Source organism: Nocardioides segetis (assembly GCF_051390595.1).
Lineage (GTDB): Bacteria > Actinomycetota > Actinomycetes > Propionibacteriales > Nocardioidaceae > Nocardioides.
On the sequence record NZ_JBNINR010000012.1, the window covers coordinates 47,069 to 69,447 of the forward strand.

21 protein-coding genes are annotated in these 22,379 nt (G+C 73.2%); 11 read left to right on the plus strand and 10 right to left on the minus strand.

Features of this window, described 5'->3' with window-relative positions; all coding sequences use genetic code 11:
• Window positions 1-35 precede the first annotated feature (35 nt).
• The 5 genes from ACPZVR_RS18715 to ACPZVR_RS18735 all read right to left on the minus strand — a co-directional run bounded on the left by ACPZVR_RS18715 (window position 36) and on the right by ACPZVR_RS18735 (window position 3,710).
• Window positions 36-821 (minus strand): enoyl-CoA hydratase/isomerase family protein, encoded by a 786-nt coding sequence (locus ACPZVR_RS18715; RefSeq protein ID WP_436701190.1) that lies wholly within the window; start codon window positions 819-821, stop codon window positions 36-38.
• Window positions 822-842: 21 nt separating this feature from the next.
• Window positions 843-1,415, minus strand: a complete 573-nt coding sequence (locus tag ACPZVR_RS18720; protein ID WP_436701191.1) for an RNA polymerase sigma factor — start codon at window positions 1,413-1,415, stop codon at window positions 843-845.
• 90 nt (window positions 1,416-1,505) lie between these two features.
• The gene (locus ACPZVR_RS18725; RefSeq protein WP_436701192.1) at window positions 1,506-2,198 is read right to left on the minus strand and encodes a hypothetical protein; all 693 of its coding nucleotides are present in this window, start codon (window positions 2,196-2,198) and stop codon (window positions 1,506-1,508) included.
• Between the two features lie 146 nt (window positions 2,199-2,344).
• Complete coding sequence (locus ACPZVR_RS18730) at window positions 2,345-2,728, minus strand: globin (protein ID WP_436701193.1); 384 nt, start codon at window positions 2,726-2,728, stop codon at window positions 2,345-2,347.
• A gap of 7 nt (window positions 2,729-2,735) precedes the next feature.
• Window positions 2,736-3,710: a mechanosensitive ion channel family protein gene (locus tag ACPZVR_RS18735; protein WP_436701194.1), complete on the minus strand. Its 975-nt coding sequence runs from the start codon at window positions 3,708-3,710 to the stop codon at window positions 2,736-2,738.
• 83 nt (window positions 3,711-3,793) lie between these two features.
• On the opposite strand from ACPZVR_RS18735, the gene ACPZVR_RS18740 reads away from it, so the two are divergent.
• Window positions 3,794-4,174 carry a hypothetical protein gene (locus ACPZVR_RS18740; RefSeq protein ID WP_436701195.1) on the plus strand — a complete coding sequence of 127 codons (381 nt, stop codon included), beginning with the start codon at window positions 3,794-3,796 and terminating at the stop codon, window positions 4,172-4,174.
• A 9-nt stretch (window positions 4,175-4,183) separates the two neighbouring features.
• A complete protein-coding gene (locus tag ACPZVR_RS18745; RefSeq protein WP_436701196.1) occupies window positions 4,184-4,543 on the plus strand; it encodes a TPM domain-containing protein in 360 nt (119 codons plus the stop codon).
• A 110-nt stretch (window positions 4,544-4,653) separates the two neighbouring features.
• Here the strand turns inward: ACPZVR_RS18745 and pepN are convergent, their stop codons facing one another.
• Window positions 4,654-7,227, minus strand: a complete 2,574-nt coding sequence (gene pepN / locus ACPZVR_RS18750) for an aminopeptidase N (RefSeq protein ID WP_436701197.1) — start codon at window positions 7,225-7,227, stop codon at window positions 4,654-4,656.
• A gap of 162 nt (window positions 7,228-7,389) precedes the next feature.
• On the opposite strand from pepN, the gene ACPZVR_RS18755 reads away from it, so the two are divergent.
• From ACPZVR_RS18755 to ACPZVR_RS18780, 6 genes are all read left to right on the plus strand, one after another.
• A complete protein-coding gene (locus ACPZVR_RS18755) occupies window positions 7,390-8,802 on the plus strand; it encodes a CHAP domain-containing protein (RefSeq protein WP_436701198.1) in 1,413 nt (470 codons plus the stop codon).
• 72 nt (window positions 8,803-8,874) lie between these two features.
• Window positions 8,875-9,522 carry a mycothiol-dependent nitroreductase Rv2466c family protein gene (locus tag ACPZVR_RS18760; protein ID WP_436701199.1) on the plus strand — a complete coding sequence of 216 codons (648 nt, stop codon included), beginning with the start codon at window positions 8,875-8,877 and terminating at the stop codon, window positions 9,520-9,522.
• Window positions 9,523-9,597: 75 nt separating this feature from the next.
• Complete coding sequence (locus tag ACPZVR_RS18765) at window positions 9,598-10,797, plus strand: N-acetylmuramoyl-L-alanine amidase (RefSeq protein ID WP_436701200.1); 1,200 nt, start codon at window positions 9,598-9,600, stop codon at window positions 10,795-10,797.
• A gap of 35 nt (window positions 10,798-10,832) precedes the next feature.
• Window positions 10,833-12,623, plus strand: a complete 1,791-nt coding sequence (gene metG, locus ACPZVR_RS18770) for a methionine--tRNA ligase (protein WP_436701201.1) — start codon at window positions 10,833-10,835, stop codon at window positions 12,621-12,623.
• Between the two features lie 458 nt (window positions 12,624-13,081).
• Window positions 13,082-13,699, plus strand: a complete 618-nt coding sequence (locus ACPZVR_RS18775) for a LysE family translocator (protein ID WP_436701202.1) — start codon at window positions 13,082-13,084, stop codon at window positions 13,697-13,699.
• Between the two features lies 1 nt (window position 13,700).
• On the plus strand, window positions 13,701-14,591 hold the full coding sequence (locus ACPZVR_RS18780) for a GNAT family N-acetyltransferase (RefSeq protein WP_436701203.1): 891 nt from the start codon (window positions 13,701-13,703) through the stop codon (window positions 14,589-14,591).
• Window positions 14,592-14,601: 10 nt separating this feature from the next.
• Here ACPZVR_RS18780 and ACPZVR_RS18785 read toward each other — a convergent pair whose 3' ends face one another.
• Window positions 14,602-17,121, minus strand: a complete 2,520-nt coding sequence (locus ACPZVR_RS18785; protein WP_436701204.1) for a tetratricopeptide repeat protein — start codon at window positions 17,119-17,121, stop codon at window positions 14,602-14,604.
• 109 nt (window positions 17,122-17,230) lie between these two features.
• Between ACPZVR_RS18785 and ACPZVR_RS18790 the strand changes: the two genes are divergently transcribed.
• Entirely contained in the window at window positions 17,231-18,604 is a 1,374-nt protein-coding gene (locus tag ACPZVR_RS18790; protein ID WP_436701205.1) for a Vgb family protein, read from the plus strand.
• Between the two features lie 20 nt (window positions 18,605-18,624).
• On the opposite strand, the gene ACPZVR_RS18795 is transcribed toward ACPZVR_RS18790, so the two are convergent.
• A complete protein-coding gene (locus ACPZVR_RS18795) occupies window positions 18,625-19,203 on the minus strand; it encodes a nucleotidyl transferase AbiEii/AbiGii toxin family protein (RefSeq protein WP_436701206.1) in 579 nt (192 codons plus the stop codon).
• A complete protein-coding gene (locus ACPZVR_RS18800) occupies window positions 19,196-19,540 on the minus strand; it encodes a helix-turn-helix domain-containing protein (protein WP_436701207.1) in 345 nt (114 codons plus the stop codon). The genes ACPZVR_RS18795 and ACPZVR_RS18800 overlap by 8 nt, the downstream gene beginning before the upstream one ends.
• Before the next feature lie 45 nt (window positions 19,541-19,585).
• Here ACPZVR_RS18800 and ACPZVR_RS18805 point away from each other — a divergent pair, with 45 nt between their 5' ends.
• Window positions 19,586-20,485, plus strand: a complete 900-nt coding sequence (locus ACPZVR_RS18805) for an alpha/beta hydrolase (RefSeq protein WP_436701208.1) — start codon at window positions 19,586-19,588, stop codon at window positions 20,483-20,485.
• A 47-nt stretch (window positions 20,486-20,532) separates the two neighbouring features.
• Here ACPZVR_RS18805 and ACPZVR_RS18810 read toward each other — a convergent pair whose 3' ends face one another.
• Window positions 20,533-21,171: a hypothetical protein gene (locus ACPZVR_RS18810; protein ID WP_436701209.1), complete on the minus strand. Its 639-nt coding sequence runs from the start codon at window positions 21,169-21,171 to the stop codon at window positions 20,533-20,535.
• Between the two features lie 182 nt (window positions 21,172-21,353).
• Between ACPZVR_RS18810 and ACPZVR_RS18815 the strand changes: the two genes are divergently transcribed.
• Complete coding sequence (locus tag ACPZVR_RS18815; protein WP_436701210.1) at window positions 21,354-22,379, plus strand: FecCD family ABC transporter permease; 1,026 nt, start codon at window positions 21,354-21,356, stop codon at window positions 22,377-22,379.

Sequence of the window (22,379 nt, forward strand, 5' to 3'; positions counted from 1 at the left end):
CCGTCCCGAGGCGTCCTGGCCGGCTGCGCGCGGACTCAGGAACCCGGCGGCAGCCGGGTGAAGTCGGGCTCGCGGCCCTCGGCGAACGCGGCCAGCGCCTCGAGGTTGGCCGGACCGCCCATCAGCTCGGCGAAGGCGGCGTTCTCCCGGTCCCGGGCGGCCCGGATCGCGTCGCGATGCGGCTCGGTCATGGTCCGCTTGACGGCGACGAGCGACGAGATGGGCTTCGAGGCGAGCACCTCGGCGTGGCGGCGCGCCGTCGGCATCAGGTCCGCGGGTGCGCACACCTGCTTGACCAGTCCCATCTCCCGGGCCTCGGTCGCGGTGATCCAGGACGAGGACAGCAGCGCCCAGGCCGCATTCTGGCGGCCGACCAGGGCCGGGAAGAGGTACGACGACGCGGCCTCCGGCGCGACCCCGAGCGCGGTGAACGGGCACTTGAGCCGGGCGTCGTCCGCCATGAAGCCGAGGTCCGCGAAGCCGAGGATCGTGGCGCCGATGCCCAGGCCCAGCCCGTTGACGGCGACGACGAGCGGCTTGGGGAAGTCGGCGAGCGCGTCGACGAGACCGATGAAGCCGTGCTCGCCCCGGGGGAAGCCGGGATCGGTCGCCATGCGGTGCATCTCCAGCAGGTCGGTGCCGGCGCTGAACGCCCGCCCGGCCCCGGTGAGCAGCACGACGGCCACCTCGGGATCCACGGCCGCGGCGAGGAGGGCCTTCGTCGTGGCGTCGTAGAGCGCCTCGTTGAAGGCGTTGAGCGCCTCGGGGCGGTCGAGGGTCAGCGTGCGGACCCGGTGCTGGTCGGACACCTGCAGCGTCATGACCCCAGGATAGAACCTGTTCTAGTCGGCGTCCGGGGAGGCCGGGGGCGGGTCGCCGAGGCGGGTCCGCAACCGCTTGAGACCCCGGTGCCGCGCGACGCGGACCGCGACCGCGGTCATCCCGAGGGCGGCGGCCGTCTGGCCGACGTCGAGGTCGAGGACCTCGGTGCACGCGATGACGTCGCGCTCGCGCGGTGGGAGGAGCGCCAGGGCGTGCCGTACCCACTCGTCGGAGAGCAGTCCGGTCTCGGGGCCGGCCACCGTGCGGTCGGCGTCGGCGGCGAGGGTGTCGAGGCCCCGGATCCGGGTGGCGGTGCGCCGCGAGGCGTTGGCCGCGTGCTTGCGCGCGATCCCGAACAGCCAGCCCCCGAAATCCGACGAGCTGCCGGTGAAGTCGGCGATCCGCTCGGCGGCGACCAGCCAGGCCGCGGCCGCGAGGTCGTCCGCTGCCTCGCCACCGGGTGTGGAGCGCGTCTCGAGCCAGAGCAGCAGCCGGCCGGCGTGCGCGCGATAGAGCTCGCGCCACGCGGCGGCGTCACCGCGCTTCGCAGCAGTGACGAGCTCGTCGTCGGCCCGCACCGGACGTGTCCCCACCCCTGTTGTTCTGGCGTGGTCCGGACCTCTCCCCGGGCCACGCGCCCCATTGTCCCGCCCGCGAGCCGGAAGCGGGACATTTGCCGTCGGTCAGTGCGTCGGGCGCTGCTGGTCGCCCGGGCGGTCCTCGTCGCTCGACGGTCCCGCCGGGTCGTCGTCCGCGCCCCGGTCGCCGCCGCCCGAGCCGCGCGGCCCGTCCTGACGGTTGCCCTCTCCGGGCTCCCGGTCGTGACCCTTCGCCTTCCCGCGCGCCTTGTCCTTGTCGTGCCCCTTGGCCTTGCCCTTGCCGGGGGAGTCGTCGGACGAGCCGGGATCCTGAGCGTCGTGCCCCGGCGGGTCCTCGCCGCGACCGCCCTGGCCCTGGTTGCGCGGGCCCTTCTTCTCGTCGGCGCCGTCCGGATCGGTGGCGTGCTCGGGCGAGAAGGACGTGGTGGTGCCCGGCAGCCCCGGGGACAAGGGGCTGCCGGGCGTGGCTACGTCGGAGTGTGGGGTTCCGACGTCTCCGGGACTCGGCGTGCCGGACGGTCCGATCCGGGACGGGCTGTCGGCGGGGGAGTGTGGGCCCCCTCCGCCGGTGGGGATGCCCGCTGCCCAGGTGGCGGTCGCGACGACGGCGACGAAGCCGGTCGCGACGACCACTCGGAGTCCGGCCGACCGAGTCGATCGGGGGCTGGCCGCGTGGGATCCCGCACTCAGGTGCGTGAGCATGCCGAGGAACGCCGGGTCCGGCTCCAGCGTCGGTACGTCGACGCGGAGGCGCTCGGTGGGGCGCTTGCGGATCATGGCCTGCTCTAGGGGTGCGGGGGGATGCGGCAGCGATCGCGGCTCCCGTCAGGACAGGGAACCGCTCTCAACCGGAACATGTCGTCGTGCCGGCCGGGTGTTACATCCGGGATCAGAAAGCCCGGAAAGCGTGACGTCAGGGGCGCTCAGCCCGGCGTGTTCACCATGAAGGTGGCCGCATGGGTGACGTACTCCCAGAAGCGGGCGTCCTGCTCGGGGGTGAGCTCGACGCTGTCGAGACCCGCCCGGAAGTGCGTGAGCCAGCGGTCGCGGGCGTCGGCGTTCACCTCGAACGGGGCGTGCCGCATCCGCAGCCGGGGGTGCCCGCGGTTCTCGGAGTAGGTGGTGGGCCCTCCCCAGTACTGCACGAGGAAGAGCAGGAAGCGCTCCTCCGCGGGTCCGAGGTCCTCCTCGGGGTACATCGGGCGGAGCACCTCGTCGGCGGCCACGCCCTCGTAGAACCGCGCCACGATCCGCCGGAAGGTCTCGAACCCGCCGATCTCCTCGTAGAAGCTCGTCTCCTCGCTCACGCAGCCATCATCCCTCGCGGCCCGACGCGGCCGGCGCCGCCCCCGGCTCCTCGTCGAGCTGCCGCCGGTCCTCGCGATGCCACACGACCCGCTGCGCGAACGGGATCTCGATGCCCTCGTGGTCGAAGCGCGCCTTGATCCGCTGCCGCAGGGCCCGGGCGACGGCCCACTGCTCGAGCGGAGCGGTCTTCACCATGACCCGCAGCGTCACCGAGTCGGCGGCCAGCATCTCGACGCCGGTCACCTCGGGCTCCTCGATGATCACGTGGCGGAACTCGTCGTCCTCCCACAGGTCGTGGGCGACCTCGCGAAGCACCCGTTGCACACGCGCCAGGTCCTCGCCGTACCCGACACCGACGTCGACCACGGCGCGCGACCAGTTCTGGCTCTTGTTGCCGACCCGGACGATCTCGCCGTTGGGGACGTACCAGACCGTGCCGTTGATGTCGCGCAGCCGCGTCATCCGCAGCGTGACGAGCTCCACCGTCCCGTTGGCGTCCCCGACGTCGACGACGTCGCCCACGCCGTACTGGTCCTCGATGAAGATGAAGATGCCCGCCAGGAAGTCCTTGACCAGCGACTGCGCTCCGAAGCCGAGGGCGATGCCGATGATGCCGGCGCTGGCGATGATCGGCGCGATGTCGACGCCCACCTCGCTGAGCACCATCGTGCCGACGATCGCGACGATGACGAAGGTGATGATGCTCTTCAAGACGCCGCTCATGGTGGCGGCCCGCTGCTTGCGGCGGGCCGCCACGGCGCTCTCCACCCGCTCCGGGAGGACGCCTCGTTCGGCACGCCGGGCGACCCGGTCCACGACGCGGTGCAGCAGCCAGCGGATGACCAGGCCGAGCAGGATCAGGCCGATGATGGCGAGCGGTGTCCCGATGAGGACGTCGGACCACTCGGACAGTCGGCGGTTCCCGGTCACGTCCCAGGTCAGGTCGCAGACGGTCTCTCCATCGGCGCAGGGGCTCTCCATCCGCCCAGTGTCCCAAAGCCGCCTGACGAGCGCCGGGGACACCACCGGGCCGCGCGGGATCGGGAGCCGATAGCATCCTCCTCGTGACCAGCACTGCCGTACGCCGCCTGATCGCCGTGTGCTCCCTCGTCGGGGTGAGCGCCCTGCTCGTCGTCGCCGGAGCGGGCTCCGCCTCGGCCGACACGCCGGAGCCGCGCCCGGGCAACGGCGCCGCCAGCTGGGAGCCCAAGCCGGACATCGACGTCCTCAACGCGTGGCTCTACCTCGGCGGTGTGCCGCTGCTGGTGTTCATCGTCATCACGCTGCTCTACGTCGCCCCGGCGCTCGCCCGCGGCGAGAACCTCGGCATCAACGCGCTCGAGACCGAGAGCCAGTGGCTCGGCGGGCCGCGGAAGGCCGCCGGTGAGCTGGCCGCCCCCGACTCCGAGGACTCCAAGGCCGGCGGCGCCGGCGGCAGCTGGTAGCAGCCGACCATGAGCACCCCGACGCTGAGCGCCACCGAGCGCGCCGCACTCGACGTCACCATCCGCGCGGCCGAGCAGGCGTGCCGCGCCGAGATCTCGGTGTTCGTCGGCTCCGCCAGCGGCGACCCGCGGGACTTCGCGACGAGCCTGCACAACACCCTCGTGCTGCCCTCGCGCAGCATCCTGATCATGGTCGACCCCGACCGTCGCGTGGTCGAGATCGTCACGGGCGGTCACACCCGTGAGCGGCTCACCGACGACGAGTCGGGCCAGGCCGTGGCCGCGATGACCGAGGCCTTCGCCGCCGGTGACCTCGCCGGCGGGCTGAACCGCGGCATCGAGCTCCTCGGCGAGCTGGCCAAGGACTGACCCGGCGCAGATTGAACGACACAAGCCGCTGACCCGGCGCAGATTGAACCTCAGGTGTTCAATCCGCGCCGGGTCAGCGCGTTCTGGGATTCAATCTGCGCCGGGTCGCGCTACCGCCGGGCGTCGCAGGCCTGCGCGGCGAGTGCCCGGGCGACGTCGGCGCGGCCCTCGCGGACATAGCGCACGGCCCCGGGGTTGACGGTCTCGGCGTGGGCGGCCAGCCAGTCGTCGACGGCAGCGAGGGTCGCCGGCGTGGCGATGAGGCGCGGGAAGATGTGCTCCAGGGCGACCGCGGCCTTGTGGGCACCGAGCCGGTCCCAGGTGCCGGCGACCTCCGCGAGGTAGCGCTCGACGTACGGCGTGAGGACGTCGTCCTGCCCGGGCTGCCAGAACGCGAGGACGACGCTGCGCTGGGTCTCGTTGGGCACCGACGGGTCGAGCAGGGCCTGGGTCCAGGCGCGCTCCTTGGCCGCGGCGGTGGGCTGGGCGGCCCGCGCGGCAGCGGACTTCTCCTGCCCGGAGATGGTGTTGTCGCCGGCCAGCTCGCCGTCGATGCGGGCGTCGTCGGCGCGACCCACCCGGGCCAGGTGGGTGAGCAGCGCCCATCGCAGGTCCTGGTCGACGGCCAGTCCCTCGAAGGTCAGCGAGCCGTCGAGCACTGCCTCGAGCTCGGCGACCGCGGCGTCGCTCGTCGCGGCGGTCGCGTAGGCCCGGGCGAAGGTGAGCTGGTGATCGGTGCCCGGCTCGGCGGCGGCCAGCAGATCGCGCAGGCCCTGCTCCCAGCGGGCGGCGAGCGCCGGCCGGCCGGCGGGGTCGCTGTAGAGGGAGACGGCCTGGGCGGCGTACACGGGGATCCGGCTGACGCCCCAGGCGTCGGTCTCCTGGCCGATGTTGCCGAGAACGAGCTCGACGAAGTCGGTGGCGGGGAGCTCGGCGTCGCGGGTCATGTCCCACGCGGCGCTCCAGACCAGCGCCCGCGCGAGCGAGTCGTCGAGGTCGGAGAGCCGGGCGATGGCGGTGGCCTGCGAGCGCTCGTCGAGCCGGATCTTCGCGAAGGCGAGGTCCTGGTCGTTGAGCAGCAGCAGCTCGGGCTGGGCCTTGCCGACCAGCTCGGCGAGCTCGGTGCGAGGACCCTCGACGTCGACCTCGACGTAGTCGGTGCGGACCAGGCGTCCGCCCTCCGCGGTGTTGTAGAAGCCGATGCCCACCCGGTGCCGGCGCAGCGTCGGGTGCTCCTGCGGTGCGGTCTGCAGCACCGCGAAGGAGGAGTAGCTGCCGTCGGCGGCGAGCTCGAAGGCGGGGGAGAGGGTGTTGGTGCCGGCGGTCTGGAGCCACTCCTGGGCCCACCCGGAGAGCTCGCGGCCGGACGCCTTCTCCAGCGCGGTCAGCAGGTCGGAGAACTCCGTGTTGCCGAACGCGTGGTCGTGGAAGTACTGCTTGAGCCCGGCCAGGAACGGGTCGAGGCCGACCCAGGCGACGAGCTGCTTGAGCACCGCCGCGCCCTTGGCGTAGGTGATCATGTCGAAGTTGACCTCGACCGCGTGCAGGTCGACGTTGTCGGCGGCGATCGGGTGCGTCGAGGGCAGCGAGTCGGCGCGGTAGCCGGTCTGCTTGCGGGCGTTGGTGAAGCCGGTCCACGCGTCGTCGTACGACGTGGCGAGCGCCTCGGCGTGATAGCAGGCCCACTCGGCGAACGACTCGTTGAGCCACAGGTCGTCCCACCACTTCATGGTCACCAGGTCGCCGAACCACATGTGGGCCATCTCGTGCAGGATCACCGAGGCGCGGAACTCGTAGAACGAGCGCGGCTGGCGCGAGCGGGGGAGGTACTCGTCGCGCAGCGTCACCGCGCCGGCGTTCTCCATCGCGCCCATGTTGTACTCCGGCACGTAGAGCTGGTCGTACTTGCCGAACGGATAGGGGTAGCCGAAGGCCTCCTCGAAGAAGGCGAAGCCCTGGCGGGTGAGGGTGACGATCTCCTCGCGGTCGCGCTCGAGGTACTCCTTGAGCGACTGGCGGCAGTAGTGGCCCAGCGGGATGGTGCCGTGGGCACCTTCGTAGACGTCGTGCACCTCGTAGTAGTCGCCGGCCACGATCGCGGTGATGTAGGTCGACATCGGCTTGGTCGCCGGGAAGCTCCACACGGCCACGCCGTCGCGAACCGGGGCGGGCTCGGGCGTGGCGGCGTTGGAGACCACGGTCCAGTGCGCGGGGGCCGTGACGTTGAAGGTGAACGGCGCCTTGAGGTCGGGCTGCTCGAAGGTCGTGAAGACGCGACGGGCGTCGGGGACCTCGAACTGGGAGTAGAGATAGACCTTGCCGTCGGCGGGGTCGACGAAGTGGTGGAGCCCCTCGCCGGAGTTGGAGTAGGTGCAGTCGGCCTTGACGACCAGCACGTTCTCGGCCTGCAGGCCCGGCAGGGCGATGCGGCTGTCGGCGTACGCCGTGGCGGGGTCGAGCGCGGTGCCGTTGAGGGTGATCTCGTGGACCGTCGCGTCGACGAGGTCGGCGAAGGTGGCCGAGCCCGGCTGGTGGCAGGTGAAGGTCAGCGTGGTGGTCGACCCGAAGGTCGTCACCCCGTCCTCCGTCGCGCGGGACAGGTCGAGATCGATCACGTAGGACGTCACGTCGACGAGAGCGGCGCGGGTAGCCGCCTCGTCGCGGGTGAGGTTGGTGCCGGGCATGGCAGTCATCCTTGCATCCGCGCGAAGTTGTCCGACAATCGGAGCGGGGGGCGCGAACTACAACGCTGTCATTCACTTCTGTCAACGCGACACGCCAGTGACGGGTGAGATTTTCGGGGATTTTGTTGCGTTCTGGGGCGGTTGTGCCCGATGGTGTTCGGCATGCGCACTCCAGGACGGACCGCGCGTTGGGGGACCACGACCGCTGCCAGCGCGCTGGTGGCGTCGTACCTCGTCCTCGCCGGTCCCTCGACCACGACCTCGGATCCGGTGATCCGCTCGGCCGGCACGACGTACCTGTGCAGCGACTACGCCGGATGCAACAGGGCCGGCTACTCCGACGCGGGATACGGCGCGGCCAACGGGACCATGTACTGGCAGATGTACGCCGGCCACAACTGCACCAACTACGCCGCCTATCGCATGATCCAGGCCGGGATGCCCAACAAGCGACCGTGGGTCGGCGGCGGCAACGCCAGTGAGTGGGGCAAGTACATGAGCTCCATCACCGACCAGACGCCGAACGTCGGCGCCATCGCGTGGTGGGGCAAGTACGCCAACGGCGCGGGCTCCGCGGGGCATCTCGCCTACGTCGAGCGGGTGGTCTCCCCGGACGAGATCATCGTCTCCGAGGACTCCTGGGGCGGCACCTTCCACTGGCGCTCGATCACCCGGGCCAGCGGTCGGTGGCCGACCGGGTTCATCCACTTCGTCGACCGCCCGACCACGCCGACGCCGACCCCGACGCCGGAGCAGCCGGCCGATCCGGTCTTCACCCTGACCGGTGCCCCGGTCGTGAACGGGCCGCTCGTGGTCGACACGACCGTCAGTGCCACCGCCGGCACCTGGTCGCCGGTGCCCGCCGAGAACCGGTGGCGCTGGTTCGCCGACGGTGTCCGGATCGCCGACAACATCTCCTCCAGCCTGCCGCTGACCGCCGACCTGCTCGGCAAGCAGATCAGTCTCCGCGTGGTCGCCCGACAGGACGGCTACCCGACCGAGGTGTCACCGTTCTACGACGTCGGACCGGTCGTCGCCGGCATCGTGCACCCGACGACGCCGGCCACCATGACCGGTACGCCGGAGCTCGGCCAGGTGCTGACCGTCACCCCGGGTGGCTACGACCAGCCGGACGCGACGGTGGGCTACCAGTGGCTCCGCGACGGCGCCCCCATCGCGGGAGCGACCGGCGCGACGTACCAGCTCGCGGTCGAGGACGTCGGGACGTCGGTGGCGGTGCGGGTCACGGGGGAGAAGCCGCAGTTCCTGGCGCACGCCGAGACCGTCCCCGCGACGCCGCCGGTGACCAGCCCGGCGGTCGTCACCTTGAAGACCAAGTCGAAGAACGGACGGGCCATCGCCAAGGTGCGCGTGACCGCAGTGGGGAAGCTGCCGGTCAAGGGCAAGGTGCTGGTCCGGATCGGCTCCTGGAAGAGCGAGGTCCGGCTCCGCGACGGCCTCGTCAAGGTCAAGGTGCCGATGGCGCGGGGGCCGAAGGCGGTGCGGGTGCGCTATCTCGGCTCGACGGTGGTGCCGCGCTCGGCGAAGGTGACCGGCACCGTGGACGTGTCGTGATCCACGCGGGAACGTCGCACGCGGGAACGTCGCCCGCGGGAATGCGGGCGGCACGAGTGGGGTTGGCCGTTCATGGCTGAGAACTCCGCGCCCGCGTCGGCGCCGCACCGCGCCGACTTCTGGTTCGACCCGCTGTGCCCGTTCGCCTGGATCACCTCGCGCTGGATCATCGAGGTGGAGCAGGTCCGTGACATCGAGGTGCACTGGCACGTGATGAGCCTCGGGTACCTCAACCGGGACAAGGACATCCCCGAGGAGTACCGCACCATCCTCGCGCCGGCCTGGGGCCCGGTCCGGGTGCTGATCGCCGCCCAGCAGCGCTATGGCGACAAGGTGCTGCGCCCGCTGTACGACGCGTTCGGCCAGCGGATCCACCTCGACGGCCGCAAGCTCCACGAGCAGGCGGACGGCGGGCTCGCGCTGATCGCCGAGGTGCTCGCCGAGGTCGGCCTCGACGCCGACCTGATCGACGCCGCCACCGATACGTCGTACGACGACGCCGTGGCGCGCTCCCACCACGAGGGCATGGACGCGGTCGGCGACGACGTCGGCACGCCGACCATCCACATCGACGGCACGGCCTTCTTCGGCCCGGTGCTCTCCAAGATCCCGCGGGGCGAGGACGCCGGGCGGCTGTGGGACGGCTGCGTCGCCGTCGCGTCGTTCCCCTACTTCTACGAGCTCAAGCGGACCCGGACCGGGGACCTCGACTTCTCGTAGGCGCCGCGGCGGGGATGCGCGACACGCGGGGGAGCCGCTTCCTCTCCCACGCGCGATGGCGCATGCTCGATGGTCATGACCCTCTCGGACCCGTCCCTGCGCCGCCGCGACCTCGCCACGCTCGGTGCCGCGGCGGTGGCGCTCCCGCTGGTGGCGCTCGCCGCCGGCACCGCCGGCCCGGCGAGCGCTGTTCCCGCTGCCCCGCCGGCCGCCCCCGCGCGGCCGGGCGGCCGGCTGCGGCTGCGTCGCGACGGCAGCGGACTCGGCGGTGCGCTCGACGTACCGCTGACCGCGGACCCGCAGGTCGCCGCGCGCGGCGCCGTGCTGCGCACCGCCGAGCAGCACACCGACCGGTTCGCGCTGCTCGGCGTCACCTGGGCCGCGGGAACCGGCCGGGTCCGGGTGCGGGTCCGCGGCGTGGGCGGTGCCTGGGGGCCGTGGCGCGATGTCGCCGCCCTGCGCGACCTCCCGGACCGCGACACCGCCGAGGGACGGCGGACCCGCGCGGGGACCGAACCGCTGTGGGTCGGCGACAGCGACGGCGTCCAGGTCGAGGTGACCGGCGCCGTCCAGCGCCCGGTGCTGACCCTGGTCGACCCCGGCCACGACCCCCGCGACGTCGCGGCGCCCCCGGGTCTCGCGGCCCGGCCGAAGCGCCGGCGGTCGCTGCGCCCGAGGATCCGCAGCCGGCGCGCCTGGGGCGCGAAGGAGAGGTGGGCGACCGGCAGGCCGAAGCGGGTCGCGACGGTCGAGCAGGTCCACGTGCACCACACGGCGACCGGCAACGACTACCGCAGGCGCGACGTACCCCGGATCCTGCGGGCGATCTACCGCTACCACACCAGGACGCTCGGCTGGTCCGACGTCGGCTACAACTACTTCGTCGACCGCTTCGGCCGGATCTGGGCCGGTCGCCGCGGCGCGGACGGCGACCGCGACACCCGCGGTGCGCACACGCTCGGCTTCAACCACACCTCGGTGGGCATCGCCGTGCTCGGCTCCTACCAGGAGGTGGCGCCGACACCGAAGGTGGTGGCCGGGGTCGCCAAGGTCGCGGCCTGGAAGCTGAGGAAGTACCGCCGGGACCCGCTGGCGACCACGCCGGTGCTCTCCCGCGGCAGCGACCGCTTCCCGAAGGGGACGGTGGTCACCCTGCCGGTCATCGACGGCCATCGCGACACCAACGAGACCGCGTGCCCCGGCGAGCTGCTCTACGCGGCGCTGCCCGAGATCCGCCTGCGCACGGCCGCCCGGATCCGGAGGTCGCGCCGCTGAGGCCCCGCGAGGGCGGCGACCCTAGGATTCAGGGCATGACGCACGTCCTCTCCGCTGTCGCCTGGCCCTACGCGAACGGCCCTCGCCACATCGGCCACGTGGCCGGCTTCGGCGTACCGTCCGACGTCTTCAGCCGGTACCAGCGGATGGCGGGCAACGACGTCCTCATGGTGTCGGGCTCCGACGAGCACGGCACGCCCATCCTCATCGCCGCCGACGAGGCCGGGATGACGCCGCAGGAGCTGGCCGACAAGAACCACCGGCTCATCGTCGAGGACCTCGTCGGTCTCGGCGTCAGCTACGACCTCTACACCCGCACCACCACGCGCAACCACCACGCGGTGGTCCAGGAGCTCTTCCTCGGGGTCTACGAGAACGGCTACTTCGTCGAGCAGACGACCTACGGCGCCATCTCGCCGTCGACCGGGCGCACCCTGCCGGACCGCTACATCGAGGGCACCTGCCCGATCTGCGGGTACGACGGCGCGCGCGGCGACCAGTGCGACAACTGCGGCAACCAGCTCGACCCCCACGACCTGATCGACCCGCGGTCGAAGATCAACGGCGAGACGCCGGAGTTCATCGAGACCCAGCACTTCTTCCTCGACTTGCCCGCGCTGGCCGACGCGCTGCAGGCGTGGCTCGACGAGCGCGAGGCGACCGGCCTGTGGCGGCCCAACGTCATCCGGTTCTCCAAGAACATCCTCGAGGAGATCCGCCCCCGCGCGATGACGCGCGACATCGACTGGGGCATCGCCGTGCCGCTCGAGGGCTGGCAGGACAACCCGACCAAGAAGCTCTACGTCTGGTTCGACGCCGTCATCGGCTACCTCTCGGCCTCCATCGAGTGGGCGCGGCGCAGCGGCGACCCCGACGCGTGGCGCGCGTGGTGGAACGACCCGGCCGCCCTGTCCTACTACTTCATGGGCAAGGACAACATCACCTTCCACTCCCAGATCTGGCCTGCGGAGCTGCTCGCGTACGCCGGCAAGGGCGCCAAGGGCGGCCAGCCGCGCGAGTACGGCGAGCTCAACCTGCCCACCGAGGTCGTCTCCAGCGAGTTCCTCACCATGGAGGGCAGGAAGTTCTCCTCGTCGAAGAAGGTCGTCATCTACGTCCGCGACCTGCTCGCGCGCTACCAGCCCGACGCCTTCCGCTACTTCGTCGCCGCCGCCGGTCCGGAGAGCCAGGACTCGGACTTCACGTGGGCGGAGTTCGTGCGTCGTACCAACGACGAGCTGGTGGCCGGCTGGGGCAACCTCGTCAACCGGACAGCGAACCTGATCGCCAAGAACTTCGGCGAGATTCCCGCCGCCGGCCCCTTGGCCCCCGAGGACGAGGCGGTGCTGGCCACCACCGAGGCTGCCTTCGGCACCGTCGGCGACCTGATCGGCCGCCACCGCCAGAAGCAGGCGATCGGCGAGGCGATGCGAGCCGTCGCCGACGTCAACAAGTACGTCTCCGACTCCGAGCCCTGGAAGATCAAGGACGACCCGGAGCGCCTCGGCACCGTCCTGCACGTCATGGCCCAGTGCGTCGCCGACCTCAACCTGCTGCTCAGCCCCTTCCTGCCGTTCTCGGCCAACGAGGTCGACAAGGCGCTGGGCGGAGCGGGGGCCGTCGCGCCGATGCCCGCGATCGAGGACGTCACCGACCTCGACGACGCGGAGCGCAGCTACCCGATCATCACCGGCGACTACTCCGGCTTCCCGGCGTGGCGGCGACATCCGGTCGAGGTGGGTCGTCCGGTCGCGAAGCCGACGCCCGTCTTCGTCAAGCTCGACCCGAGCGTGGTCGAGGAGGAGTTGGCTCGCCTCGACGGCTGAGCCGGAAGAACGCAGCCCCGCTGTGACGCCGCTGCTCGACCTGGGGAGCCGGAAGCTGTGGCGCGCCCTCGGCCGGCCGGTCGACCTCGGGGGCGAGCACCGGTGGCTGCGCGCCCCGACGAGCACGGGCTCCGTCGTCCGCGACGGGTGGCTGGACGCCGAGGCCGCCCTCCATCACGGGTACGTCGACGAGGCGACGCCCGGCGCCGGTCTGCTGTCGTCCATGGCGCTGCTCGACGGTCCCGGGTTCCGCGCTGCCGACCTGGCGCCGCCACGCCTCCCGGGCGCCCGTCCACGAGACCTTCCGCGTCCACCTCGACGAGCGAGGGGTGCTGCGCACCGACCACGAGCTGCGGATGTGGGGTGCGACCGCGATGCGGCTGCACTACAGGCTGGAGCGCGACGGGGGCCGCGAAAGGCGTAGGAGGGATCCCGCCGTTCCCCTAGTCTCCTCGTGCATGAGCACCGCGTTCCTGCTGACCTCGCTGGTGATCGTCGCGACGCCGGGCACCGGCGCGCTCTACGCGATCGCCGCCGGCCTCACCCGCGGCACCCGGGCCGGCGTCCTCGCCGCCTTCGCCGGGACCCTCGGCACAGTGCCGCACATGCTCGCGGCGATCACGGGGCTGGCCGCCCTGCTCCACGCCAGCGGGGCCGCCTTCGCCGCCATCAAGTACGCCGGCGTCGCGTACCTGCTCTTCATGGCCTGGTCGACCTGGCGCGACCGCGGCGTCCTGAGCGTCGACGAGGAGGCCACCGGCACCCGCACCGGGTCGACCCGAGCCGTCCTGGTCTCCGGCGTGACGCTCAACCTGCTCAACCCGAAGCTCACCATCTTCTTCTTCGCGTTCCTGCCGCAGTTCGTGCCCACCGGCTCCGGTGCCGTCCCGGCGATGCTCGGGCTCAGCGCGGTGTTCATGGCGATGACGTTCGTCGTCTTCGCGGTCTACGGCATGTGCGCTGCCGCCGTGCGTGACCAGGTCCTGACCCGGCCGAGGGTGGTCGACCGGATGCGCAAGATGTTCGCGGCGAGCTTCGCGGTGCTCGCCGGCCGCCTCGCGTTCGAGTCCCGCTGACGTGGGCAGCGGGTACGACGTCTGGTTCACCGAGGACGCGGGGGAGTTCCTGGCGCGCGCGGGGGACCGACTCGGCGAGGAGCCGGTCACCGGCACGGTCGTCAGCACGACCGCCCACCGGGTCCGCGACCACGGGCGCGGCGGCCTGCCGCACTGCTGGTTCGCGGTCGTGACCGGCCCGGACGCCGAGATCGCCGGGATCGCGATGCGCACGGCGCCGTTCCCGCCCTATCCCGTCTACCTGCTCGCGATGCCCGATGCGGCGGCCCTCGCCCTGGCCGACGCCGTCCGGGCCCGCGGGGAGGACGTCACGGGCGCGACGGGTCTCCGGCCCGCCGCCGACCGCTTCCTGGCCGCGATCGCCGCGACCCGGGGTGGCCGGGTCGAGCAGCACCTGCATCACCGGCTCTTCGAGCTCGGCACGCTCGTCGACCCGCGCCCGGTGCCGGGGCGGCTGCGGCCGGTGACGCCCGGCGAGGCGGACCTCGCTCTCGCCTGGATCCATCGGTTCTTCGCCGACGCCGACGAGCAGGCCGGCCGCGCGGCCGGCCACCTGGAGGAGGCGAGCGCCTTCGGCCCCGACGACGTCGCGCGCAGGCTCGCCGAGGGCGTGCTGTGGTTCTGGGTCGACGGCGAGGGCAGGCCCGTCCACCTGACCGGCGCCAACCCGCCGTCGTACGGCGTCGTGCGGATCGGTCCGGTCTACACGCCGGCGGAGGAACGCGGCCGCGGCTGGGCGGGCGCCGCGGTCGCGGAGGTGTCCCGTCGGTTCCGCGCGCGCGGCGACCGGGTGACGCTGTTCACCGACCAGGCCAACCCCACCTCGAACGCGCTGTACCAGGCGCTCGGCTACCGGCCCGTCGCCGACACCGTGCAGCTCGTGCTGCGCTGACCCGCCGGGCTCAGGGCGGGCCGGTGAGCCAGGCCCGCAGGTAGGCCCGCTCGGTCTCGGGGGCGGTGTCGACCAGGTCGGTCGCGAGGCGCAGGTGGGCCGCGGCGGCCTCGTCGTCTCCCGCGGCCGCGGCCGCGTCGGCGAGGCCGCGGCGGGCCCGGACCCGCTCCGGCAGCAGACCCGCGGCCACCGCGACCTCCTCGGCCTGGAGGAACCGGTCGCGCGCGGCGTCGTGCTCGGCGAGCGTCAGCCGACCGACCGCCTGGCCGCACAGCGCCGAGGCCTCCAGCACCCGGTCGCCCGAGCGGCGGGCGATCTCGAGCGCGGTGTCGTGGTGCGCGAGTCCGTCGTACGGGTGGCCCAGGCTGACCAGGGCGCGGCCCCAGGCGGTGAGGCCGTAGCCGCGGACCGGGTCGTGGCCCACTGCCTCCGCGAGACGCACACCCTGCTCGGCCGACGCCAGTGCGGCCTCGGGGTCGCCGAGGGTGAGCTGGAGGGTCGCGACGTTGACCAGGCTCAGCGCCCGCGGCGCGTCGGCGCCCGCCTGGTCGGCGACCTGCTGCGCCAGCTGGTGGTGGCGCAGGGCCTCGGTGAGGTTGCCGAGCCGGTGCTCGACGATGGCGACGTTCTCCAGGGAGAGCGCCTGCCCGACCAGGTCGCCGGTCTCGACGGCGAGCTCGGCACAGCGCCGGAACAGCGCGGAGGCCTCGGCCGGTCGGCCCTGTTGGGCGGCGATGATGGCGAGGGCGTTGAGAGCCTCGCGTGCCTCGACCCGCAGCCCGGCCTCCTCGAGGCGCGGGTGGACCGCCCTGAGGTGCTCGCCGCCGGCCGCGAGGTCGCCGAGCCGGACGAGTGTGCTCCCGAGGTCGAGCCGGGCTCGCAGCACGGCGTCCGGTCGCTCCGCGGCCCGGGCGACCGCCCAGGCGCGTTCGTGGAGGACCTGCGCGTCGGCGTACCGGCCCCACAGGTCCAGTCGCGCGGCGATCGCTCGGGCGAGGTCGGGCAGCACGTTGGTCAGCGGGCCGTCGGCCAGGCCGGCGAGGAGCAGGAGCGTGTCCGACTCGCGATCGACCCGGCGCCGGACCTCCTCCGCGTCGAGGTCGGGCAGCTCCAGGCCGGCGGGCGGCGGCCGACCGCTGCCGGCGCGCAGGTGGACGTGGTCGGCCCAGGCCAGCGCGAGCAGGTGGTGGGCGAGCCGGTGCTGGGCGTCGGTGCGCTCGCGCGGCCGGTCCTCGTCGTGGGACCGGTCGAGGGCGAAGGTGCGCACCAGCGGGTGGAGGCGGAGCCGGTACGGCGCCGCGCGCTGCAGGAAGTGGTGGCGCCACAGCTCGGCGAGGGCGGCGTCGGTGTCCGCCGCCGACAGGCCGCCGACCGCCGTGACCGCGGTGTCGTCGAACTGTTCGACCGGCGGCGCCGAGAGCAGGCGCAACAGGCGCTGGGCCGCGGGGCTCAACGCGCCGTAGGTGGCGGACAGGGTGGCCGCGACGGCGTCGTCGACGCGGAGTCCGCGCCGTCGGGTGTCGGCGACGGCGACCAGGTCGGCGAGCGGCCAGTCGTCGCGCGCGGCGACCCGGGTCGCGATCAGCGACACGGCGAGGGGGAGGTGGCCGGTCGCCTCGGCGAGCGCGGCCGCCGCCTCCGGCTCGGCGGCGACGCGTTCGGCGCCGGCGATCGCGCCGAGCAGGTGCAGCGACTCGTCGGGGCTGAACGAGCCGAGCGTGACCGCGGCGGCGCCCTCGACGCGGAGTGCGCGGCGGCTGGTGACCAGGTGCACCGTCGGGCCGGCGCGGACGAGGAGCGGGCGCACCTGCTCCTCGTCCGCGGCGTCGTCGAGGACCACGACCCGCGGACGCTCGCGCAGCAGCGCGGTGTACTGCTGGCGCCGCGCGCGCTGCGCCGCCGGAGCCGTGGCGCCGCCGAGCGTTCGGACCGCGGCTGTGAGGGCGGCCTCGGCGGCCACCGGGGGCAGGTCGTCGTGGAAGCCGCGGAGGTCGACCTGCAAGCCGCCGGTGGCCCGCCCCGAGGCGACGAGCGCCTGGGCCGCGCGCCGCGCCAGCTGGGTCTTGCCGCTGCCGGCCAGCCCGTCGACGACCACCACCCGGGCACCCGCCTCGACCGCGGCGAGCACCGCGGCCAGCTCGGGCCGGTCGATGGACGGCTCCTCCGGCGCGGGAACGGGCGCGATCGCACTGCCGACCATGGCCGCGTCGCGGCGGTGCTGCGCCGCGGTGCTGCGCTGCCGCCAGTGCCCGGCGCTCGCGCCGTCACCGCCGAGCGCGGCCACGATCTCAGCCACCAGGTCGGCATCGAGCCGTCGCCGGCCGTCGCGGAAGCAGTCGTAGACCGTGACCCGGCCGACGTGGCACTCCGCCTCCGGCAGGCCGCGGGCCCGGCGGGCCTCGACGACCCGCTCGGCGATGCGCGCGTACGACGGGCTGCCCGCCGCCGCCCGCAGCTCGCGCAGGCCCGCGGCGACGTCGTCCAGGCTCCAGGTCACGCCCTCGTCCGAGGCCGGGCGGGTGACGGTCACGCGGGTGAAGTTACCCGGTGCGTGTTCGGGATCGTTCGGGATCCGCGACGGTCCCGGCCGGCGCCGTGATCCTGGACGCTCGCCGTCGATGTCGTGAGGAGCGTGGAGCGTGCGGGTCAGGAAGAGTGCGGTAGTGGTCGCGGGAGCGCTGCTGGTGGCGTCCTTGGCGGGCGGCGCCCCCGGCCCGGCCGCCGCCGAGCAGGCAGCACCGGACGTGCCGGGCGTGCCGTCCGTGCCGTCGGCCGGACCCACCATCGCCACCTACCCCGTGCCGACCGCCGACGCCGGGATCGAGTCCCTGGTCCGGGGAGCCGACGGTCACCTCTGGTTCACCGAGAGCAAGGGCTGGAAGCTGGGCCGGATCACGACCGGCGGCGCGATCACCGAGTTCCCGGTCGCCCCGCAGGGCGGCTCGACGGGGCCGACGAACATGGTCTCCGCCAGGGACGGCTACCTGTACTTCCTCACCGACACCTCGGCGCGTCTGCGGCGCGCGACCACGGCGGGCGCCGTCGAGCCGATGGCGAGCTACGGGCTCGGACAGGGCGGCTACCTGGCCGCCGCCAGGGACCGCGGCGTGTGGTCGACGAAGCTCGGCCCCAGCGACGCCGTGCTCCGCATGTGGGTCGACCCGGACACGAACGAGACGACCGGGTGGCAACTACCCACGTCGTACGGCATGCCGACGCCGATGGCGGTCGCCGCCGACGGGGCGCTGTGGTACGGCGACGCGTTCGGCCACCTGCGCCGCATCGACGACGCGCGCCCCGACCAGGGCGGCACCGAGCGGTCCTATCCCGTGCAGTGGACCAACGCCAACTACGACGCCACCTCGCTCGCCTTCGGTGCCGACGGCGCGCTGTGGGCGACCGGATACTCGCCGGGACAGATCCTCACCTCGTCGCAGGGCGGCGCGGTCGGTCGCTTCGACGGCACCCGGCTCACCTCCTGGGAGCTGCCGAGGCTCGCCCCCGGTGTCGAGCCCGTGCCGCACTCGATGGTGCTCGGCCCCGACGGAGCGCTGTGGTGGGCCGAGCGGGAGGGCATCGGCCGGATCGCGCCCGACGGCGCGATCTCCCGGGCCCGGATCGCGCCCTGGGACCCAGCGCAGATCGCGTTCGGCGGCGACGGCCGCCTGTGGTTCATCGACCGCGCGGCCAACCGGGTCGGCGCGATCACCGTCGACGCGCACCTCTTCCCACCCCGCCAGGTCGCCCGCAAGGTCAAGCTGCGCGGCGTCGTCGGCGGCAAGGTGAAGGGTCGGATCGTCGCGGAGCCCGGCTGCCGGGCCGGCAAGGTCGTCGCCTACGCCAAGCCCGGCAAGGGCAAGGCCCGCAAGGTCGGCGCGGGCAAGGCGAACGGCAAGGGCAGGTTCGCGGTCAAGGTGCGCAAGCGCGCCGCGGGCAAGGTGTTCGTCACGGTGAAGGCCTCCGCGCCGGCGCCCGGCGTGCAGTGCCTGGCGGCGAAGTCCCGCGCGCGCTGATCGCGGCTAGTGACGCGGCACTAGTCCACGTGCCGGCGGGACTCCTCCGCCAGGGTGCTCAGCCGCGCGACGCGTGGATCGGGGCCGAGGAACTCGGTCAGCCAGCCGATCGCCTCGGCGGCGTCACCCGCGCCGTTCTCCAGGAGCGCCTCGATGTCGACCCAGTCCTTCGACCGGTCGAAGAGGACCTTGAACACGATGAGGTCGGTCGCGGTCATCACCTTGATGTCCGCGCCGAGGAAGTCGACCGGCTCGGCACGCTCCGTCACGAGTGCGTGGTAGGTCGGGTGCTGGGGGAGGAAGAGATCGACCGGCGTGTCGGGGGAGGGCCAGATCAGTCGGATCTGGCCGTCCCGGGCGATGGTCCGGGACGCGTCGTCGGGGATCCGGATCTCTTCGGGCAGGCAGGCGAGCATGGCATCGGGCTGCTCGGGATCCGCCATCACGTTGAGATCGATGTCCGCGGTGAAGCGGGGCTCGAGCACGTGGACGGCCAGGGCGATGGCGCCGCCGACCGCGTGGTCGAACCCGGCGTCGCGCAGGGCCTCGTGGACCGCGCGCAGGCGGCGCAGGAGGAGGGGCTGCGGACCGTCAGGCATCGGCGAGCCGCGCGGGCGCCGTACGCCGGGCGATGTCGCGCCAGAGCGGACCGAGGTTCGGCAGCTCGCGCGGAGGCTTGCGTGGGAAGAGGTCGCCGAACTCGAGCACGGCCAGGAACTGCTCCGGGACGACCCGGCGCCGGCGCCGTACCGTCACCTCGAGCTCCAGTCCCGCTGCCTCGGCCAGGCGTGCGGTCTGGGCGAGGCTGGGCTGGGTCGTCCCCTTGAGGTAGTTGTCGATCATCGAGCGACTGACACCGGACCTCGCCGCGAGCGCGCTCTTGGACAGACCGGACTGCTCCAGGATGCGGGCGACGGTGCTGCTGGCGGTGGCCATGCCTCCATGATGTACGAGAAGTCGTACACATGGAAGGCTGGGCCCATGGCCCTCCACCCCCAGGCTCGCGCGGCCGCCGCGAACGCCGCGGCACAGCCCGCGGTGACCGATCCCGGCTATGACATCGCCGCCGAGCGGGAGCGGGCACGCGCCGCCGCCCTGGTGCAGCCGCGACCGGCGGTCGCGCAGGTGCGCGACGTCGACGCCGCGGGCGTGCCCGCCCGCGTCTACCTCCCCGAGGGGTACGACGCCGTGGTGGTGCACGCCCACGGGGGAGGGTTCGTGTTCAACGACGTCGAGGTGCACGACGCCGCGGTACGACGCTTCGCGAACCTCAGCCGCACGGCCGTGGTCAGCGTCGACTACCGCCGCCCGCCGGAGCACCGGTTCCCGGCCGCGCCGGACGACGTCTCCGCCGTGGTGCGCTGGCTCGACGACCAGCCGGAGCTGGCCGCCCTGCCGACCTTCGTCCACGGCGACAGCGCCGGCGGCAACCTGGCCCTGGTCACGGCGCTGCGCCGACCCGACCGGTTCGCCGGGGTCGCGCTGATCTATCCCTTCCTCGACCCGGCGGCGGGCTTCGAGTCCTACGCGACGGGCCCGGAGGGCTTCGCCCCGGAGGAGGCGGCCTGGTACTGGCAGCAGTACGCCGCCACCCCGGCCGACCTCGAGGACCCGGACCTCGCCCCGCTGCGCTCGGACGCGCTGGGCACGCTGCCGCCGACCCTGGTCGCGACCGCGGAGCACGACCCGCTGCGCGACGAGGGCGAGCACCTGGTGGCCCTGCTCGCCGAGGCCGGGGTCGAGGTCGTCGGCACCCGCTACCTCGGTCAGGTGCACGGCTTCTGGCGGCACACCGACGTGTTCGACGCCGCCGAGCCGCTCATGTGGCAGGTCGCCGGGTGGATGCGGATGTGGATCGAGCGGCGCGCTCGGTCCGGCTGATTCGACAGGGATGCGCGTCGAGGTGGGCGGCTCGGCGCCGGTGTGGCTCAGTGTTCGGGGCGCGGGGCGACGCGCGGCCCGACGGGCATCGTCCCGGAGTTCGCCGACAGGGTGCGGACGACCACGACGTCGACGTACGCCTCGCCGGTGCCGGCGGACCGGGCGATGACGACGTTCGCGGTACCGCCCGCCCCAGGCGTGATGTACGAGCGGTAGGTGGACGTGCCGTTCACGCCCTCGCCGGGGATCGGATAGATGTTCCCCGAGGCGCGGACCAGGTGGATGGTCCAGCCGCTCACCGCCGGGTCCGCGCCCGGGATCGTGGGCAGCGTCCTCGAGAACTGTGGCGTCGTGGAGAAGTCGAATCCACCGAGGGAGTAGACGAGGACCTTCCCTCCGCGGGCGCTCGCGGCGAGATCGCTGTCCTGCACGCTGCCGTCCCGAATCGCGGCCGAGGTCACGGCGTCGGCGGCGAGGTCGCCCTGGCGGACCTCGCCGTCCTTGATCTTGGTGGACTTCACGGCGTTCTTGTGCAGTTTCGCGGTGGTGACGGCGCCCTTCCGGAGGTCCGAGGTGCCGATCAGCGGCGCGGCGTACGCGCCGCCGACGCCGATCGAGAGGGCGAGGGCGAGGGTGGCGGCGATGCCGGCGTAGGTCGGCCGGCGCCGGGGGCGGGTGGCGGTCATCAGGGTCTCCTTGTCCGGTGTGGTAGGGGCACCGATTCACCGTAGGACCGACGAACCGCGCCGTCCCCTGTTCGCGAGAGTCGAGGCCGACCCGTGGCCGGGGTTCGGACCCGGTGTCCGCCCTCCGACGCCAGGTGCATTAGGTTCCTTGTTGCAAATGTCTTGCAACAAGGAGGTGGAGCGTGGCGCGTCGCTGGACCGGCGGCCTGCTCGTCGTCCTCCTCGTCTCGATGGTCGCCGGCACCGCCCTGGGCGCGATCCACGTCCCCTTCGGCAGCGTCGTGCAGGTCGTGGGGCATCACCTCTTCCTGCTGCCCGCCGAGCAGACCTGGAGCGCGCCGCGCGACTCGATCGTGTGGGAGGTCCGCCTGCCGCGGGTGCTGCTCGCGGCGGTGGTCGGCGCCGGCCTCGCGGTCGCCGGCATGGCCCTGCAGGCGATGGTGCGCAACCTGCTCGCCGACCCCTATCTGCTGGGCGTGAGCTCCGGTGCCTCCACCGGCGCCGCGGCGGCGATCCTGTTCGGCGTCACCCTCGGCCTCGGCGAGCACGTGCTGTCGGCGAGCGCGTTCGTCGGAGCGATCGCGGCCTCCGCGCTCGTGTACGTCGTCGCCCGCTCCGCCGGGCGGGTGACCTCCACCCGTCTGCTGCTCGCGGGCGTCGCGGTCGGCTACGCGCTCCAGGCCGTCACCAGCTTCCTCATCTTCGCCTCCGACTCCGCCGAGGGCGCTCGGTCGGTCATGTTCTGGCTGCTCGGCTCGCTGGCCCTCGCCGCCTGGGGCCAGCCGCTCGCCGTCGCGGTCGTCGTCGTGCTCCTCGCCGTCGCGGTGCTCACCGTGCTCGGCCGGCAGCTCGACGCGCTGGCGGTCGGCGACGAGACCGCACTCGCGCTCGGCGTACCCCCGGAGCGGTTCCGCACCGGCCTGCTCGTGCTGGTCGCGCTCTGCGTGGCGGTCGTCGTCTCGGCCGCCGGCGCCGTCGGCTTCGTCGGTCTCGTCGTGCCCCACCTGGCCCGGCGCGCGGTCGGGGCCGCCCACACCCGCGCCGTCCCGGTCGCCGCCCTGATGGGAGCGATCCTCCTGATCTGGGCCGACGTCCTGGCCCGGGTGCTGCTGGCTCCGCAGGAGATCCCGATCGGGATCATCACCGCGGTCGTCGGCGCCCCCTTCCTGCTCATCCTCGTCCGCCGCCTCCAGGCCACCGCCGCCTGA

Coding starts and splice junctions, on each gene's coding strand:
- ACPZVR_RS18795 (WP_436701206.1), bottom strand. CDS start 19,203: ATGCCTGACGGTCCGCAGCCCCTCCTCCTGCGCCGCCTGCGCGCGGTC.
- ACPZVR_RS18735 (WP_436701194.1), bottom strand. CDS start 3,710: ATGGAGAGCCCCTGCGCCGATGGAGAGACCGTCTGCGACCTGACCTGG.
- ACPZVR_RS18715 (WP_436701190.1), bottom strand. CDS start 821: ATGACGCTGCAGGTGTCCGACCAGCACCGGGTCCGCACGCTGACCCTC.
- ACPZVR_RS18810 (WP_436701209.1), bottom strand. CDS start 21,171: ATGACCGCCACCCGCCCCCGGCGCCGGCCGACCTACGCCGGCATCGCC.
- ACPZVR_RS18800 (WP_436701207.1), bottom strand. CDS start 19,540: ATGGCCACCGCCAGCAGCACCGTCGCCCGCATCCTGGAGCAGTCCGGT.
- ACPZVR_RS18745 (WP_436701196.1), top strand. CDS start 4,184: ATGAGCACCCCGACGCTGAGCGCCACCGAGCGCGCCGCACTCGACGTC.
- ACPZVR_RS18765 (WP_436701200.1), top strand. CDS start 9,598: ATGACCCTCTCGGACCCGTCCCTGCGCCGCCGCGACCTCGCCACGCTC.
- ACPZVR_RS18755 (WP_436701198.1), top strand. CDS start 7,390: ATGCGCACTCCAGGACGGACCGCGCGTTGGGGGACCACGACCGCTGCC.
- metG (WP_436701201.1), top strand. CDS start 10,833: ATGACGCACGTCCTCTCCGCTGTCGCCTGGCCCTACGCGAACGGCCCT.
- ACPZVR_RS18725 (WP_436701192.1), bottom strand. CDS start 2,198: ATGATCCGCAAGCGCCCCACCGAGCGCCTCCGCGTCGACGTACCGACG.
- pepN (WP_436701197.1), bottom strand. CDS start 7,227: ATGCCCGGCACCAACCTCACCCGCGACGAGGCGGCTACCCGCGCCGCT.
- ACPZVR_RS18760 (WP_436701199.1), top strand. CDS start 8,875: ATGGCTGAGAACTCCGCGCCCGCGTCGGCGCCGCACCGCGCCGACTTC.
- ACPZVR_RS18805 (WP_436701208.1), top strand. CDS start 19,586: ATGGCCCTCCACCCCCAGGCTCGCGCGGCCGCCGCGAACGCCGCGGCA.
- ACPZVR_RS18775 (WP_436701202.1), top strand. CDS start 13,082: ATGAGCACCGCGTTCCTGCTGACCTCGCTGGTGATCGTCGCGACGCCG.